Source organism: Nonomuraea sp. NPDC049750, assembly GCF_040659625.1.
Taxonomy (GTDB): Bacteria; Actinomycetota; Actinomycetes; order Streptosporangiales; family Streptosporangiaceae; genus Nonomuraea.
In genome coordinates, this window is record NZ_JBFANB010000020.1 from 115,099 (window position 1) to 130,878 (window position 15,780).

Consider the following 15,780-nt stretch of genomic DNA (forward strand, 5'->3'; position numbering starts at 1 on the left):
GTCAAGGTTTAAGGCTGTCGCCTTAGAATCTTGGGTGTCCTATCAGCGAGCAGAAGGGCGCCGCCATGACCGCCGAACCCGTCTCCCGTTACCCCTTCGACCGGACCGAGGCCCTGCAGCCGCCGCGCGAGTGGGCCGAGCTGCAGAGCGGGTGCCCCGTGGCGCACGTACAGCTGCCCAGCGGCGACACCGCCGAGCTGGTGACCCGCTACGACGATGTGCGCACGCTGCTGACCGACCCGCGCTTCAGCCGTGGTGGCGCCGACGCCGCGCGGGTGTCCACGACCGCCGACGGCGGGATCTTCGCCCGCGGCATGGCGAGCGGGAGCATGATCGCCGGGGCCGGGCATCGGCGATGGCGGCGGCTGCTGACCCCCTCGTTCACCATCCGCAAGATCGAGGCGTGGCGCCCGCGGGTGCAGCGGATGGCCGATGAGCTGGTGGACGGCATGCTGGCCGGCGGGTCTGCGGCGAACCTGTCGCGCGAGCTGGGCCTGCCGCTGCCGGTGCGGGTCATCTGCGCTCTGGTGGGGGCGCCGAGTGAGGATCAGGACAAGTTCGCGTACTGGTCTCAGGTGATGCTGACGCTGACCCGCTACGAGCAGTCGGAGGTGGAGAAGGCGTATGAGGAGTTCGGCGCGTATGTGTCGGACCTGGTGGCTGACAAGCGTGCGGCGCCGGGCGATGACATGCTCAGCGAGCTGACGCAGATCTCCGACAGCCAGGACGGGCGGCTCAGCCATGAGGAGCTGATCGCGACCGTGCAGGCGCTGCTGCTGGCCGGGCATGAGACGACCTCGAACATGATCGCCATCATGGTGGCGATGCTGCTGTCGGAGCCGGGGCGTTACGCGGCGGTGGTGGAGGACCCGGAGCTGATCCCGGGCACGGTCGAGGAGGTCCTGCGGCTGGACAGCACGCTCAGCGTGGTGGGCATGCCGCGGGTGGCGACCGAGGAGGCCGACTTCGGCGGGGTGCGGGTCAGCGCGGGTACGACGCTGATCCCGTGCCGGCCCGCGGCCAACCGTGATCCGCGTAAGTTCGCCGATCCCGACCTCTTCGACGCGCGCCGTGACAACGCGGGCCAGCATCTGGCGTTCGGCGCGGGGCCGCACTTCTGCCTGGGTCAGCCGCTGGCCCGGATGGAGCTTCAGGTCGTGCTCGGCACGCTGGCCAGGCGGCTGCCCGGGCTGGGTCTGCGGGACGCTCCCGGTGATCTGCGGTTGCGTACGGGGTTGTTGTCCGGGGGGCTGCAGGACGTGTGGGTCACCTGGTGAGGCTCGGCCTGCTTCGGCCTCTCAGCCGGTGGTGAACCACAGGCGGATGAGGTGGCGGCGCTGCGGTTCGGGGTGGTCTTCGTAGGCGGTGCGGCCGTGCAGGACGACGTGGTTGTTGAGGAACTGCATGTCGCCCTCCCGCAGGTCCATGGTGAGCACGAAGCGGGGGTCGTCGGTCAGCCGGTCGAGCAGGTCCATCGCTTCGCGCTGGGCCGGAGTGAAGGGCGGCACGCAGGCGCCGCGCTGGGCCGAGCGCAGGTAGTCGGGCCCGTAGGCGAACGACACCCTGCCGTCCTGGCCCAGGGTGCACAGTGGTTTGGTGTAGAAGCTGTCGGGGCCCTCGCCGGTGCGCCGGTCGTGCCACCACGGCTGGTAGAGCACCTCGGCCAGGTCGGGGCGGGTCCGGACGACCTCGTTGTGCACCGCTACGGAGCTGACGATGACGCTGAGGCCGCCTGACTTGGCCGGCCGCACGCACAGCAGGGCGACGACGTCGGTGGGGTCGCTGTGGTAGCCGAGCCGCCCGTTGTGCTGGTAGCTGCGGGTGCGTGGCTGGGAGGGGTCGGCGCCGGTGTCTCGTACGTGCACCAGCGGGACCGGGCCGGGTCCTTGTGAGACGATCGGGCCGATGTGGCTGCCGAGGCCGAGTCCGGCGATCTCGCGCTGCCGCTCGCTCATCTGGCCGACGGGTATCCCTTGGAGCAGGGCGAACCCGTGACCGTCCACGATCTCCTGACGCACTCGCCGCAGGAGTGGTCCGAGCGTCGGCAGCGGGAAGCCGTCCGGGGTGATCTCCTGCGGCGCCGGGCCGGCCGCCTCCACCGCCCGTACGGCGCCGAGCACCTCGTGCCGATGCTCCTCGTTGAGCGCGACCCTCCATGGGTCGCTGTCGCGGATCTCCGCCGCCAGCCATTGGCCGGGTCCCAGTACTTGTGCGATCGCCATGGTGGCCACCTCTTCGCTCGTCGTGGGTCTTGGACTCACCCTGTCGTCCTTGCTGTTGCGTGGCACCCCCTCATCGCCCACGGCGCAATCGCTTCACCCACAGCGGAAGGACACCGCGAACGGGGCTTGCCCAGCGCCCGCGCGGCGTAGGTGGCGGGTGGGCCGTCCGGACTGAGCGTGGACGCCACTGCCCCGGCGCGGCCTTGCGCGAGCAGCGGTGGGAGGCTGCCGAGTCGGCGGTGGCGGCCCCTTGGTCATTCGTTCGGCTTTGATGTACGAGGGCAAGCAGCACCTGCAGTTCTTCGCCGGTATCGACGCCGAGACCGTGGGCGCGCGCAATATCTGCATGCACCTGCAGACCATCCCTGCCTCGGGCAGCTGCCGGGCTCATAAACACGACCATCACGAGACCGCGATCTATGTCATCAAGGGCGCTGTAGGCGCCTGGTATGGCGGGTCGATGAAGCGTCAAGCATCCCGTTCCACAGCTCGTGCTGCTTACGCGGCATGGACTGCTGCGAAAGCAGCACGGGAATCCCCGCCCCTTCAGGACGAGGAGCACGTCAAATCCCCGCCAGTACGCCGCACATGCCCGTGAACCTCAGTAACAGCCAGCCCGCCGAGGTCGTCCTAGCCCGCACCAATCCGCGTGAGCAGGAGAGCACGATTCTTCTCCCCGATCTGGGGAGCCGACGGGCCCCTCTCGGCGGCCTCGAGGCCGGCTGAGCTGTCGAGCAACTGCGCTTGGTGCCGGCTCAAGGGAGCGCCGCCGATTGCGGGGCCTACAGGGCGCTGCCCTTCTTCCACTTGGAGAAGGGCAGCTGCCAGAAGCCCCAGCCGTTGTTCCATTCCAGGTCGCGGGTGGTGCCCTTGATGTCGACGACGTCGCCGCGCTGGAAGTGATTGTAGAACCACAGGGCCTGGTCGGGGCGGGAGTTGATGCAGCCGTGGCTGACGTTGGAGCGGCCCTGGGCCCAGACGTTGTCCTTGGCGTGGACGTACTCGCCGGAGTTGGAGATCCGCACGGCGTGGTTGATCATGACGTCGTAGTAGCCGGGGTCGCCCTTCTTGCGGCCGGGCGAGATCATGCGGACCGGGTTGCCGCGCTCCATGGTCAGGTGGACGCCGGAGGTGGTGGTGTACTCGCGGGTGGTGGCCATGCCGGCGCTGATGCGCATCGTCTGCACGCGCTTGCCGTCGCGGTAGACGTACATCATGTGCTTCTTGGTGTCGACCTTGCTGATCACGCGGGCGCCGATCTTCAAGGTGGTGGCGGAGTCCTTGACGCCGTACATGCCCTTGCCGCCCTTGACGCCGGTGAGGCGGGCGTTGAAGGTGACCTTCTGGTGGGCGGGCCAGTACTTGGCGGTGCGGTAGATGACGGTGGTGTCGTTGATCCAGCGCCAGGCGCCGTCGACGGGCTTTTGCGCCTCGACCTCCAGGGCGCGTTCGACGGTGGCCTTCTCGCTGACAGGCTGGTTGAAGGTGACGATGATCGGCGCCCCCACGCCGACCGTCTCCCCCTTGGCGCTGGGTGTGACGTCGATGACCTGCAGTTCGCGCTCGGGCTTGAGCGTCTTGAACGTGCTGGCGGCGCTGGTGACGCCGGCCTTGGCGCTGACGTTGTAGGAGCTGGAGGGCAGCAGGGTGCCCTTGGAGACCCATTTGGTCTTGTCGGCGTTGAAGGTGCCCTCGACGCTCTTGCCGCCGCCTTCGGCCGTGACCTCTTCCAGGGTGCCGCCGGCGGCGGTCACGACGATCTTCTTGTCGGGGCTGATCTTCGAGCTGCCTTCGGCGGGTGAGATCTTGATCGTCGGCGCTTCCGGGGTGGCGGAGGTGGTCGCCTTGGCCGCGTCGGCGTTGCCCGGAGCGGGGGGAGCGCTCGAGCAGGACGCGGTCAGTGCCGCGGCCGCGAGCAGGGCCATGCCCGTGACGGGCGTCCTCCAACCGGGCTTGACGTTCAAGTCAGTCCTCTCCCCCATAACAGCAAACTCAATGTCAAAGACCTTAATGCTCCTGCATGTAAGACGCGGAGGAGTTTGGGATAGTTCGGTAACATTTAAATCACTTGTTGCTGGGAACCCCAGGTCAGCCGGGCGCAACAGGAGTAATGAGGCGAAACCCTCAGCTCAGTGCTGGGCCAGGCGGTGGGTCAGGCTGGTGTGGCGCCGCCCGGCCCCCTTGGTCCGTACGGCCTGCGCCAGCGCGCGCCGGGACCCGACGATGACGACCAGCCGCTTGGCGCGGGTGATCGCGGTGTAGAGCAGGTTGCGCTGCAGCATCATCCAGGCGCTGGTGGCCAGGGGGATGACCACGGCGGGGTACTCGCTGCCCTGGGAGCGGTGGATGGAGACGGCGTAGGCGTGGGCCAGCTCGTCCAGCTCGTCGAAGGCGTAGTCGACCTGCTCGTCCTCATCGGTGGCGACGATCAGCTTCTGCTCGTCGGGGCGGATGTCGACGACGATGCCGACGGTGCCGTTGAACACCCCGGCCGCGCCTTTTTCGTAGTTGTTGCGCAGCTGGGTGACCTTGTCGCCGACGCGGAAGACGCGCCCGCCGTAGCGGCGTTCTGGCAGGTCCTCGCGCGAGGGGGTCAGGGCCTCCTGCAGCGCGATGTTGAGCGCGCCGGCTCCGGCGGCGCCGCGGTGCATGGGGGCCAGCACCTGTACGTCGCGGCGGGCGTTGAGGCCGAACTTGCGCGGGATGCGCCGGGCCACCACGTCGACCGTCAGCGCCGCGATCTCCTCCGGCTCCTCGCACGGGAACAGGAAGAAGTCCGTCATGCCCTCCAGCTTGGGGTGCAGGCCGGTGTTGACGCGGTGGGCGTTGACCACCACGCCCGACTCCTGCGCCTGGCGGAAGATCTGCGTCAGCCGTACGCGGGGGATGTCCTGGGCGGCCAGCAGGTCCTTCAGCACCTCACCCGCGCCGACCGAGGGCAGCTGGTCCACATCCCCCACGAACAACAGGTGCGTGCCGGGCGCGACCGCCTTGACGAGCTTGTTGGCCAGCAGCAGGTCGAGCATGGAGGCCTCGTCGACGACGACCAGGTCGGCGTCCAGGGGGTTGTCGCGGTCGAAGGTGGCATCCCCGCCGGGCCGCAGCTGCAGCAGGCGGTGAACGGTGGTCGCCTCATGGCCGGTCAGCTCGGCGAGCCTTTTCGCGGCCCGGCCCGTGGGCGCGGCCAGGATCACCTTGGCCCGTTTGGCGCGGGCCAGCGTCACGATGGAGCGCACGGTGAAGCTCTTGCCGCAGCCCGGCCCGCCGGTCAGCACCGCGACCTTCTCCGTCAGCGCCAGCCGTACGGCCTGGCGCTGCTCGGCGGCCAGGTCGGCGCCGGTCTGGCCGCGCAGCCACTGCTCGGCCCGCTCCCAGTCGACGCCGGCGAAGGCGGCCAGCCGGTCATGGCCGCCGCGTAGCAACGACAGCAGCGCCGAGGCCAGCGACAGCTCGGCCCGGTGGAAGGGCACCAGGTAGACCGCCGGCACGATGTTGTCGCCGGCCGGGATCTGCTCGCGTACCACGCCTTCCTCGGCGACCAGCTCTTCCAGGCAGCCGGCGACCAGGTCGGCGGGCACCTCCAGGATCTTGACGGCGTCGCCGACGAGGTTGGGGGCGGGCAGGTAGCAGTGGCCGTCGTCGGCCGCCTGGGACAGCGTGTAGCGCAGCCCGGCCTTGACGCGCTCGGGGCTGTCGTGCGGGATGCCGACCGCCTGGGCGATGGTGTCGGCGGTCTTGAAGCCGATGCCCCACACGTCGTCGGCCAGCTGGTACGGGCGGCTCTTGACGACGGAGATGGAGCTCTCGCCGTACTGCTTGAAGATGCGCACGGCGATCGAGGTGGACACGCCGACACCCTGCAGGAAGATCATCACCTCTTTGATGATCTTCTGTTCCTCCCAGGCGGCGGCGATCAGCTTGGTCCGCTTGGGGCCCAGGCCCGGCACCTCGACCAGCCGCTCGGGGGCCTGCTCGATCACCTCGAGGGTGTCGGTGCCGAAGTGGTCGACGATCCGCTCTGCCATCTTCGGGCCGATGCCCTTGATCAGGCCGGAGCCCAGGTAGCGGCGGATGCCCTGGATGGTGGCCGGCAGCACGGTGGTGTAGGACCACACCTCGAACTGCTTGCCGTACTTGGGGTGGGAGGTCCAGCGGCCGCTCAGCCGCAGTGACTCCCCCACCTGCGCGCCCAGCAGCGGTCCCACCACGGTCAGCAGTTCGGCGCCCGAGCGTTCGGTGGCCACCCGCGCGATCGAGTAGCCGGTCTCCTCGTTGGGGCCGTAGGTGAAGCGTTCAAGTACTGCGTTCAAACTGGTGCCAACATTTTTGGCGTCCACGTCCGGACTTCCTTCGGGCCTCCCCACATCGACGAGACTAGGGCAGATCTTCATCACCGCGACACCCGGCCGCTGTCACCTGCCGGAAGGGGGTCAACCTCACCGTGAGATCGGGGCGGGTGGAGGGCCTGATCGGTTCAGCCGGCGGTGAAGCCGTCTGTCGCGGTGCGGCAGAAGTCGCGGAAGCAGGTCAGCCACACAACTGTCGCGGAATAGTTGCGGTCGAGGTCGTCGCGGTGGAATTCGAACGAGTCGGGTTCCGTGGTGTTCGATCCGTCGAGCAGGACCCGTCCGCCGGCGGGGATGTTCGCCAGGTAGGTCTCCAAGAAGATGGCGATCCGCTGGGCCTGCTCGCCGGTCAGTTCCACGTCGATGTTGTCATGCAGCAGCTCGGTCGTGTCGGCGTCCAGAGTGCCGGACTTCTCTAGCAGCTCCAGAGTCGGCCGCCAGTTCCACGCGTTGACGTCCAAAGACTCGCCGTTCGGGGTTTCGAGCGTCCAGGACATCCGCTCATCCTATTGATCAGCAGCGCTTTCTCGAACCGCTCGAACGTCCGGATCAGAACTGTGTCACGTCGTCGGGGACGCCCGAGCCGCTGAGCCGGCGATCTTTCATCGGCACGTGACCACGTCCTCCGTCTCCGAACCCGACCCGTCATGCATCGCGCGGTCAAAAGCGCTGGCGTCAGCGGGATCACGCGAGATGCTGGCCCTCCACTTGCCGGCTCGTAGCGTTCCTTGCCGTCCGCAGGCGCGACGAGGGTCCTGTCGTGATAGGGCGGGTGAGGGACACGACCGCGCCTGACGTGCCCGGGCTGGGCGCGGCCGAGCGGAGGAAGTCCCCGGGCAAGACGGTTCTGAAATGCCTCGCCCCACTGCTCCCCCGCCCGGTCGGGCTCGAACGCGGCCGGCTCGAACAGCGCGCCGCGGGTAAGCTTGCCGAGCGATGGCCTTCATGATCCTCGTGCCCGTGCGGGCATAGGGGCCGCGCGTCGCGACGCCTATGCCCAGGGATCCTATGCGCGACTTGAACTAGGGAGCCGCGTCTCCGGCCTTTTCCCCCTTGCAGGTGCTGGAGAATATCTTTCCGGTCTTGAGGTTGACGCACCTCGTGCAGGAGGTGCCGGTCTCGTCGAGGTCTCCCTTGCAGAGAATTCCCTCTTGCTTCGGTTTCTCCGGCGCCTTTCCTGGCGAGCCCGTGTTTCCTGAAGATCCCGAGCTCTTGTCCTCGCAGTAACTACGCGTGTATCCGCCCTTCTTCGACTTGCACCACAGGCACTTCTTGTGCTTTCCCTCCAGCCATTTGCACGGCTTGCCGGAGCTTGTCGAAGTGCAGTGGGTGAGCGAGGTGGATGCGGCGTGGCCGCCGAGAGCGCGGGTCTTGTCAGGCTGGGCCAGTGCGGCCGCGGAAGGGACGATGGCGGTCGCCACCAGGGCCCCGGTAACGAATATTTCTTTGAGCACGAGACCACCCCCATTGTGTGTCTCTCGCTTGCCCTCCCATCGTGACATGGCGCGCTCGGCAATAGTCAAGACGTGCGCCAAGATTTATCGAGCGGCGGCCGGGCCCTTTTTCCGGAACATGAAACATTTGATGTGTATTTCTTGCGGGAGCGCTGGGGATGTCGGACGACGGCCGGTGACCTCGATGCCGATATTATTTATTCCGCTGCTATCGCCGTTGGCGGTGGCTTGACCGTCGATGCGCGTCTGGGCCGCCTTCTATAAGGCGACGCGCCGGAAGACGACGACCGCCTGGTAGCCGATGCCGTGCTCGGGGTCGCACTCGGCTTCCGCGCTGATGACGTCCAGTTCGGAGTCGGGGCCGAAGAAGTCCAGGGCCCGGGCTCTGGCCTTCTGGCGGATCTCGTCCGGGGTCGCTCCGCTGACGGTGACGCGCAGCGTGAGCGGGAACTGTGTGTCACTCATGGGCGGCCTTCTTTCGCAGAGGAGTGATCACTTTTGAGCGTAACATCAGGCCATCGCCGACATGCAGGCATATGGCTGCATGTATGTGGGTCCGTGTCTCGAACATGATTGCCCATCGACACTCACGGTAGTGGTATGGATACTCTTCGTGTAGGCCCTGGCTCCCCGGATCACCCCACTTCGAGCGCGGGTTCGTGCTGCCCGCCCGCCGCGGCGGGGTGATCCGGGGAACAACTCAAGGAGAGCGATGCACAAGAAGTCCCTCGCCCTGGCCGTCCTCCTCACCGGTGCGTGCGTGGCCACAGCCACCGTCGTCACCGCGGCCAACGCCACCACCGCACCCGCGGTCCAGGCCCACCACGCCTCCGCGCTGCCGCCCGGATACCAGCTGGTGACGCTGCCGAACGCGAACGTGCCCAACTTCCAGCGCCGTACCCTCTACTGCCCCGGCGCCAAGAAGGTCCTGGGCGGCGGCGGCGAGGCCCGCGGCAACGGGGCGATCCTCGTCGGCTCCTTCCCCACCGATGACGGGCGCGGCTGGATCGTCCTCGGCCGCCAGATCGGCTACAGCGACGTCGGCATCAGCGTCTTCGCCATCTGCGCCGACTGACCTACCGCAGCATCCGGCCCTGGTCGCTCGCCGACCGGGGCCGTTCTCATGCCCGCCCGTGCGTACGTATGCGGGGGGCGCCTTCCACCGGGCGCCCGTGAGAACATCTGGGCCTTCCAGCCCCGCCCGCCGCCCTGTAGGAAGCCATGCATGAGCGACGATGTACGCCTCACCCTCGAAGCGGTCCCCCGCGCCGGGCTGAGCGCCGGGCAACTGCGCCAGGCCGTGGCCGCCCACCCCGGCGTCCTGTCCGCGCTGGAGGTCGCCGACGCCGATCGGCTGATCACCGGCCCAGCGCCCACCGGCCGCCGCCCAGCCACGAGGAACTGCTCGCGGCCGCCGACGTGCTGCGCGCCGACCCGCACTTCCCGGCGGGCGACAACGTGATCGTCTACCGGCCCATGCCGCCCCTGGCCGACCTGGACAACCCCGACGGCACCACCGTGCGCCGCCCCAGCCTGGGCATCTACACCCCCGGCGAGCCCACCGGGGTACGCCACCGCATCGTCGCCGTCGACACCGCCGCCCGCACCGTCGACTGGACGCCGGCGGGCATCGACGTGCGCATGCACCACGACTGCGAGCACACCGTGCCCGAAGGCCTCACCCCCCTGGCCGACCACGGCGGTCCCGACCAGGTGCGGGTACGCCTCCTGCGGGGGGCCCGCGAGCTGTGGAACCTGCTGGTCGTGCGGCCGCGCGCCTCGGCCCCGCAGAACCCCGGCGCCGGATCGGGCGTGGAGTTGCGCGAGGTGCGCTACCGGGGCCGGTTGGTGCTGCGCCAGGCGCACGTACCCGTCCTGAACGTCGAGTACGAACAAGGCACCACCTTCCGCGACGACGCCTCCTCCGAGACCCGCTTCTCGGCCACCGGCACCGATCCGGTCGGCTGGGGCTGGCGGCTGTGCGACAGCCCGCCGCGTACCATCCTGGAACGGCCCGACACCGACTCCGGCGGCTTCCAGGGCGTGGCCTTCCACCACGACGGCGACGAGCTGCGCATCGTCAGCGAGCTGCAGGCCGGCTGGTACCGCTACGCCAGCGACTGGCGGCTCGGCGACGACGGCACCATCAGGCCCCGCTTCGGCTTCGCCGCCACCGCCAACCCGATGACCTGCATGGTGCACCGCCACCACGCCTACTGGCGCTTCGACTTCGACATCGAAGGCTCGGCCAATGACGTCGTCGAGCAGATCGACCAGGGGCCGATCAGTCCCGAGCCGGTGCCGATCGTCCGCGAGACCACTCGCCGCCGCGCCCCCGGCCGCTACTGGCAGGTACGCGAGAAGTCCTCAGGGCGCGGCTACCAGATCCACCCCGGGCCCTTCGACGACACCGCCGACGCCTACGGGGTCTCCGACCTGTGGTTCCTGCGCCACCACGCGGCCGAGCTCGACGACGGCAACCCCGGCCCGCGCGACCGGGCCGCCATCGGGCGCTTCCTCAACAGCGAGAGCATCGACGCCACCAACGTCGTCGTCTGGTACGCCGGCCACTACTACCACGACCAGGCCCACCCGCAGCCGCACCAGGGCGAGCTGATCGGGCCGGAACTGCTGCCCATCTGAGCACTAGGCTTGGCGCCCATGAGTCAGGTGGGTGAGACGACGGCGCGGGCGCTGCTGCGCAGGCTGGCCGTCGAACAGGCCGAGTGCAGGGTGCCGTCGCTGACGGCCGCGATCGTACGGGAGGGGAGGCTGGCCTGGTTCGGCGCTCGCGGCTTCACCGGCCCCGGCGCCGGGGCGGCCCCCACCGCCGACACCCAATACCGGCTCGGCTCGATCACCAAGAGCATGGTGGCCGTCGTGGTCATGCGGCTGCGTGACGAAGGCCGCCTCGACCTGCTCGACCCCCTGGCCAAACACCTGCCCGGCACCTCGTTCGGCGAGGTGAGCTTGGGCGAAATGAGCATCGCCCAGCTGCTCTCCCACACCGCCGGCCTGACCGCCGAACCGCCCACCGCCTGGTGGGAACGCACCCCCGGCCTGCCGGCCGGCGACCTGCTCGCCCTACTCGGGCCGCAGCACGTCAAGCACCGGCCCGGCCGCCGCTTCCACTACTCCAACATCGGCTACGGCCTGCTCGGCGAGCTGGTCGCCCGGCTGCGCGGCATGCCCTGGCTGCGCGCCGTACAGCAGGAGGTCCTGCAGCCGCTCGGCCTGTCGGCCACCACCGAGCGGCCGCGCGCCCCGCACGCCACCGGCTACGCCGTCCACCCGTGGGCCGAGGTGGTGCTGGCCGAACCCGAACACGACCACGCCGCCATGGGGCCCGCCGGTCAGCTGTGGTCCACGACCGCCGACCTGGCCCGCTGGGCGGCGTTCGTGGCCGGGGACACCGGCGGCGTCCTGTCCCCCGCCACGCTGGCCGAGATGCGCGAGCCCGCCACCGTCGACGACGGCGACGCCTGGACCTCCGGCTACGGGCTCGGCCTGCAGCTGACCCGGCACGCCGGACGCCGCCTGGCCGGTCACACCGGGTCCATGCCCGGCTTCCTGGCCACCGTGTGGGCCGACCCGGCCGACCAGGTGGGGGTGCTGTTCCTGGCCAACACCACCAGCGGCCTCAGCTACAGCCTGCCCACCGACCTGCTGGACATCCTCGACGAACACGAGCCTCGCCTGCCCGAGCAGTGGCGGCCCGCCGCCGCCGACCCCGCCCTGCTGGCGCTGACCGGGTTGTGGCACTGGGGTCCCAAGCCGTACGCGCTGCGGCTGCTGCCCGACGGCGGCCTGGCGCTGACGCCGGTGGGCGGGGCCGGCCGGGCTTCCCGGTTCGTGCCGCAGGACGACGGGACCTGGCTGGGGCTGGATGGCTACTACGCCGGTGAGACGCTGCGGGTCGGCGCCGATCACCTCGACCTCAACACCTTCATCTTCACCCGCGAGCCGTACGAGCCGCAGGCGCCCGTCCCGGGCGGCGTGACGGACTGGCACGCCTGACCGTTGTCGGCGCGGCACGCAGGCGGCCAGGCGCCGTCGTCGTCAACTCAGTCTCCTCACCCGGCGAGCGAGGAGGCGATGAAGCGCCGCGCCGACGCCGCCGTCGCATCCGGGTCGTCCCAGGTGTCGCGCCAAACGGCCAGCGTGCTGGACAGTCCAGGGGAGACCACCCGCGAAGAGAAGCTCTCGAAGGTCATCACCCCGTCGTAGCCGATCTCGCGCAGGGCACCGAAGACGGCGGCGAAGTCGACCGTCCCGGTGCCCAGGGCAACGCGATCGAGGACAGGTACTTGGACACTCTCGGGCCAGGAGGTTGATGGCCACGCCGGCGACGATGTGATCCACGCCGAGGGTGACCGTCGTGAGCGCGTGCAGGAGGCCGCCGAGCGCGCCGCAGGCGGCGCCCAGGACGAGACCGGCGACGGCCCCCCACCGCAGGGCTCCAAAGGCCGCGCCCCAGGTGCCGAGGATCATCATTGCCTCAAGACCGATGTTGACCACGCCCGCGCGCTCAGCCCACACCCCGCCCAGGGCGGCCAGGGCCACTGGCGAGGTCAGCGCGAGGGCCGCCGACACAGTGCCGCCGGATAGCAGTCCGGTTCCCTCCGGCAGGGTCAGCACCGTGGTCAGCAGCCCACCGGCCAGGGCGAGCAGTGGCCACAGCCGTCCCGCGGGAAGCAGGGCAAGGGCGCGCGGGCCCGCCAGGCAGATCATGTCGCCGCCTTTCCGCCGGCGGGCGGGGCCGCGGCCGTCACAGCCGCGGTGGCCGGCGGCGCGGCCGGGCTGGGCGTGTCCTGCCGTTCGCGGCGGGCGCGCTATCGGGCGCTCAACTCGTAGGCGATGAGCACCGCCAGGACGATCAGACCTTCCATGCGCCACCCGGCATCGCACTGACCAGGCCCGCCCGAGCGTTCGGCGGCCACCCGCGCGATCGAGCGAATCCACTCAAGGCACAGCGGACAGCGAGTTGGGCGGGCTGTCGGCGGCGCTCGGGGAGCTGGCGGCACGTCATCCTCTGCGCGAGCGGCTGCACGCCACCCGCCTCAAGGCGCTGCACGCCGCCGGGCCGAGGCGCTGGCCGCCTAGGAGGACTTCCGGCGCGCTCTGGCCGAGGAGCTGGGCGCCGATTCGGGGGCGGGATGCTCCTGACGGTCAGGGCCGCCATGAAGGAGAACGACGGCGACATGCGCGGCTCGCGCCAGGACCTCATCGCCGCCGCCGCGCAGCTGCGGGCGGTGGGTGAGCGGTGGGGGCCGTCGATGGCGCTGATGTCGCTGGGCGAGGCGCACGCGAGACTTCGACGACGCGCTCGCCTCGATCCTGGAGGCCACGGAGTTGGTGCGGCAGCTCAACCCCGACCTCGACCCCGGGCATCAGGTGTGGCAGGCCACCATCGGCATGCGCAAGGGACAGGTGGAGCAGGCGCGTGCCCAACTGCGCGAGATGACCGAGCAGCCGCACCGCGACCACTCGCCGCGCAACGCCGCGTTCGCCCACTGCGGGCTCGGTGACCTGGCGTGGCTGGAGGGCGATCTGGCGACGGCCGCGCGCGAGTACGAGCGGTCGGCCGCCACGCTGGAGTACGCCTCGGCGATCGCGCCGCAGTTCCGGGCGCTGGTGATGATCGGCCGGGCGCATCTGGCGCTGGCGGTGGGCGATCCGGCGGCGACCGGGCAGTTGCGTGGCGCGCCCGACGCGTTCAACCCCGAGGTGGCCCCCTGTCCGCGCGGCTGCGCGCCGAGCTCGGCGACGGCTACGACGCCGCCTACGCGGCGGGCCGGAGCCTGGACCGGCCCGCCGCGCTCAGCCTGGTACACGCCCCGGCCGCGCCACCGTAGCGGCCGGGGGCATCGAAGCGGCCCGCTCAGCGCGGCGGGCAGCGGCCGGGGACGCGGGTGCACGTTCCGGCCGCGCCCACATAGCGGCCGGGGACGGCCGGACAGCGGGTGGCTCAGGCGCGGCGGCGGTAGGCCGCGACGGCCAGGGGCGCGAAGATCGCCAGGAACACCAGCCCCGACGCGAGCGTCCAGACCACCGAGGCGGCAGCCGGGCCGCCGAGCATCAGCGCCCGCGAGGCCTCCATGGCGTGGTTGACCGGGTTCACCTCCAGCCAGGCCCGCAACCAGCCGGGCAGCGTGTCCTTGGGGGTGATCATGCTGGTGCCGAACGTCAGCGGGAACAGCACCAGGAACGAGGTGCCCTGCACCCCGCCGGGCTCGCGCATCAGTACGCCCAGCAGCACGAACGCCCAGCTCAGGCAGAAGGAGAAGAAGACCGTCAGCAGGCAGGCGGCCAGCGTCGCCACCAGCCCGGTGTGGATTCTGAACCCCAGCGCGGCCCCGGCGCCCATCAGCACCACGATCGCCACCACATAGCGGATCAGGTCGCCCAGGACCGAGCCGATCAGCGGCGCCGAGCGGGCGATCGGCAGGCTGCGGAAGCGGTCGAAGACGCCCTTCTTGATGTCGGTGTTGAGGCTGACGCCGGTGGCCATCCCGCCGAACATGACCGTCTGCACCATGATCGCGGGCAGCAGGAACTGCAGGTAGTCCTCGGTCGAGCCGGACACGGCGCCGCCGAGCAGGAACACGTAGACGATGAGGAAGACGATCGGCTGCAGGGTGACGTCGATGAGCTGTTCGGGGGTGCGCAGGGTCTTGACGACGCTGCGCCCGGCCAGCGCGAGGCTGTGGCGGACCAGGCCGAAAGGGCGCGGGTCCAGGCGGGCGGGGGCGGCGGTGCGTTCGGCGGTGAGGGTCATGCCGCGTCCTCCTTGCCGGCGTGGTGACCGGTCAGAGTGAAGAAGACCTCGTCCAGGCTCGGCAGGCGCAGCGACAGTTCGGTGACCGCGATGCCGGCGGCGTCGAGGCGGGCCACGATCTCGGTGAAGGCGGCGTCGCCCTCGACGGGCACGGTGCTCACGTCGCGGCCGGGTGATTCGGCGGGGCGGCCGGCGACGGCCGAGATGATCTCGGCGCTCTCGCGCAGCCTGGTGTGGTCGGCGGGCCGCACCAGCACGGTCTGGCCACCGACGACACGTTTGAGCTCGGCCGGGGTGCCGTGCGCGATGACCTTGCCGTGGTCGATGACGGAGATGTCGTCGGCCAGGGCGTCGGCCTCCTCCAGGTATTGGGTGGTCAGCAGGACGGTGACGCCGTCGGTGACCAGGCGGCGGATGATGTTCCAGACGTCCTCGCGCTTGGCGGGGTCCAGGCCGGTCGTCGGCTCGTCCAGGAAGATCACGTCAGGCCGGCCGACCAGACTGGCGGCCAGGTCCAGGCGGCGGCGCATGCCGCCGGAGTAGGTGGCGGCGCGGCGGTCGGCGGCCTCGGCCAGGCCGAAGTCGCTCAGCAGCTGGGCGGCCCTGGCTTTGGCGTCGGGGCCGCGCAGGTCGAGCAGCCGGCCGATGAGCACCAGGTTCTCGGTGCCGGTCAGGTCCTCATCCACCGAGGCGTACTGGCCGGTCAGGCCGATCATGCGGCGTACGCGGGCGGGGTGGCGCACGACGTCGACGCCGCTGACGCGGGCGTGGCCGGCGTCAGGGCGCAGCAGGGTGGCCAGGATCCGTACGGCGGTGGTCTTGCCGGCGCCGTTGGGGCCCAGCACGCCCAGGACGGTGCCCCGGCGGGCCGATAGGTTGATGCCGGCCAGGGCGGTGGTCGTGCCGAAGCGTTTGACCAGCCCTTCGGCTTCGAATGCGTTCATGAGCGCCATCGTGGGCGGCGGCGCTGGCAGAGCTCG

The 15,780-nt window shown here is 70.2% G+C and carries 16 protein-coding genes and 1 pseudogene; 6 read left to right on the forward strand and 11 right to left on the reverse strand.

The annotated features are described in order from the left end of the window. The first annotated feature begins 65 nt into the window (after positions 1–65). A complete protein-coding gene (locus tag AB0J16_RS39240) occupies positions 66–1,277 on the forward strand; it encodes a cytochrome P450 (RefSeq protein WP_358549598.1) in 1,212 nt (403 codons plus the stop codon). A 21-nt stretch (positions 1,278–1,298) separates the two neighbouring features. Here the strand turns inward: AB0J16_RS39240 and AB0J16_RS39245 are convergent, their stop codons facing one another. Continuing rightward, positions 1,299–2,222, reverse strand: a complete 924-nt coding sequence (locus tag AB0J16_RS39245) for a TauD/TfdA family dioxygenase (RefSeq protein ID WP_358549601.1) — start codon at positions 2,220–2,222, stop codon at positions 1,299–1,301. A gap of 250 nt (positions 2,223–2,472) precedes the next feature. Between AB0J16_RS39245 and AB0J16_RS39250 the strand changes: the two genes are divergently transcribed. Further along, entirely contained in the window at positions 2,473–2,820 is a 348-nt protein-coding gene (locus AB0J16_RS39250; protein ID WP_358549604.1) for a hypothetical protein, read from the forward strand. Positions 2,821–3,004: 184 nt separating this feature from the next. Here AB0J16_RS39250 and AB0J16_RS39255 read toward each other — a convergent pair whose 3' ends face one another. From AB0J16_RS39255 to AB0J16_RS39275, 5 genes are all read right to left on the reverse strand, one after another. Then, positions 3,005–4,186 carry an Ig-like domain-containing protein gene (locus AB0J16_RS39255; RefSeq protein WP_358549607.1) on the reverse strand — a complete coding sequence of 394 codons (1,182 nt, stop codon included), beginning with the start codon at positions 4,184–4,186 and terminating at the stop codon, positions 3,005–3,007. Between the two features lie 165 nt (positions 4,187–4,351). After that, a complete protein-coding gene (locus AB0J16_RS39260; RefSeq protein WP_358549610.1) occupies positions 4,352–6,532 on the reverse strand; it encodes an ATP-dependent RecD-like DNA helicase in 2,181 nt (726 codons plus the stop codon). A 164-nt stretch (positions 6,533–6,696) separates the two neighbouring features. Beyond that, a complete protein-coding gene (locus AB0J16_RS39265; protein WP_358549611.1) occupies positions 6,697–7,065 on the reverse strand; it encodes a hypothetical protein in 369 nt (122 codons plus the stop codon). A gap of 525 nt (positions 7,066–7,590) precedes the next feature. After that, entirely contained in the window at positions 7,591–8,091 is a 501-nt protein-coding gene (locus tag AB0J16_RS39270; protein ID WP_358549614.1) for a hypothetical protein, read from the reverse strand. Between the two features lie 189 nt (positions 8,092–8,280). Then, the gene (locus AB0J16_RS39275) at positions 8,281–8,487 is read right to left on the reverse strand and encodes a hypothetical protein (RefSeq protein WP_358549617.1); all 207 of its coding nucleotides are present in this window, start codon (positions 8,485–8,487) and stop codon (positions 8,281–8,283) included. Between the two features lie 247 nt (positions 8,488–8,734). Here AB0J16_RS39275 and AB0J16_RS39280 point away from each other — a divergent pair, with 247 nt between their 5' ends. The 4 genes from AB0J16_RS39280 to AB0J16_RS39295 all read left to right on the forward strand — a co-directional run bounded on the left by AB0J16_RS39280 (position 8,735) and on the right by AB0J16_RS39295 (position 12,039). Further along, positions 8,735–9,097 carry a hypothetical protein gene (locus AB0J16_RS39280; protein ID WP_358549620.1) on the forward strand — a complete coding sequence of 121 codons (363 nt, stop codon included), beginning with the start codon at positions 8,735–8,737 and terminating at the stop codon, positions 9,095–9,097. A gap of 150 nt (positions 9,098–9,247) precedes the next feature. Next, the gene (locus AB0J16_RS39285; protein WP_358549623.1) at positions 9,248–9,484 is read left to right on the forward strand and encodes a hypothetical protein; all 237 of its coding nucleotides are present in this window, start codon (positions 9,248–9,250) and stop codon (positions 9,482–9,484) included. After that, positions 9,442–10,665 carry a hypothetical protein gene (locus tag AB0J16_RS39290; RefSeq protein WP_358549626.1) on the forward strand — a complete coding sequence of 408 codons (1,224 nt, stop codon included), beginning with the start codon at positions 9,442–9,444 and terminating at the stop codon, positions 10,663–10,665. The genes AB0J16_RS39285 and AB0J16_RS39290 overlap by 43 nt, the downstream gene beginning before the upstream one ends. Positions 10,666–10,683: 18 nt before the next feature. After that, positions 10,684–12,039 carry a serine hydrolase domain-containing protein gene (locus tag AB0J16_RS39295; RefSeq protein ID WP_358549629.1) on the forward strand — a complete coding sequence of 452 codons (1,356 nt, stop codon included), beginning with the start codon at positions 10,684–10,686 and terminating at the stop codon, positions 12,037–12,039. Between the two features lie 56 nt (positions 12,040–12,095). Here AB0J16_RS39295 and AB0J16_RS39300 read toward each other — a convergent pair whose 3' ends face one another. The 5 genes and pseudogenes from AB0J16_RS39300 to AB0J16_RS39320 all read right to left on the reverse strand — a co-directional run bounded on the left by AB0J16_RS39300 (position 12,096) and on the right by AB0J16_RS39320 (position 15,744). Further along, positions 12,096–12,236 (reverse strand): hypothetical protein, encoded by a 141-nt coding sequence (locus AB0J16_RS39300; RefSeq protein WP_358549791.1) that lies wholly within the window; start codon positions 12,234–12,236, stop codon positions 12,096–12,098. Between the two features lie 166 nt (positions 12,237–12,402). Further along, a pseudogene (locus tag AB0J16_RS39305) lies at positions 12,403–12,753 on the reverse strand (hypothetical protein); the annotation flags it as partial. Positions 12,754–13,412: 659 nt separating this feature from the next. Then, complete coding sequence (locus tag AB0J16_RS39310) at positions 13,413–13,940, reverse strand: hypothetical protein (protein WP_358549632.1); 528 nt, start codon at positions 13,938–13,940, stop codon at positions 13,413–13,415. A 50-nt stretch (positions 13,941–13,990) separates the two neighbouring features. Then, positions 13,991–14,800 carry an ABC transporter permease gene (locus tag AB0J16_RS39315; RefSeq protein ID WP_358549635.1) on the reverse strand — a complete coding sequence of 270 codons (810 nt, stop codon included), beginning with the start codon at positions 14,798–14,800 and terminating at the stop codon, positions 13,991–13,993. Then, the gene (locus tag AB0J16_RS39320; protein WP_358549638.1) at positions 14,797–15,744 is read right to left on the reverse strand and encodes an ATP-binding cassette domain-containing protein; all 948 of its coding nucleotides are present in this window, start codon (positions 15,742–15,744) and stop codon (positions 14,797–14,799) included. The genes AB0J16_RS39315 and AB0J16_RS39320 overlap by 4 nt, the downstream gene beginning before the upstream one ends. Positions 15,745–15,780 lie beyond the last annotated feature (36 nt).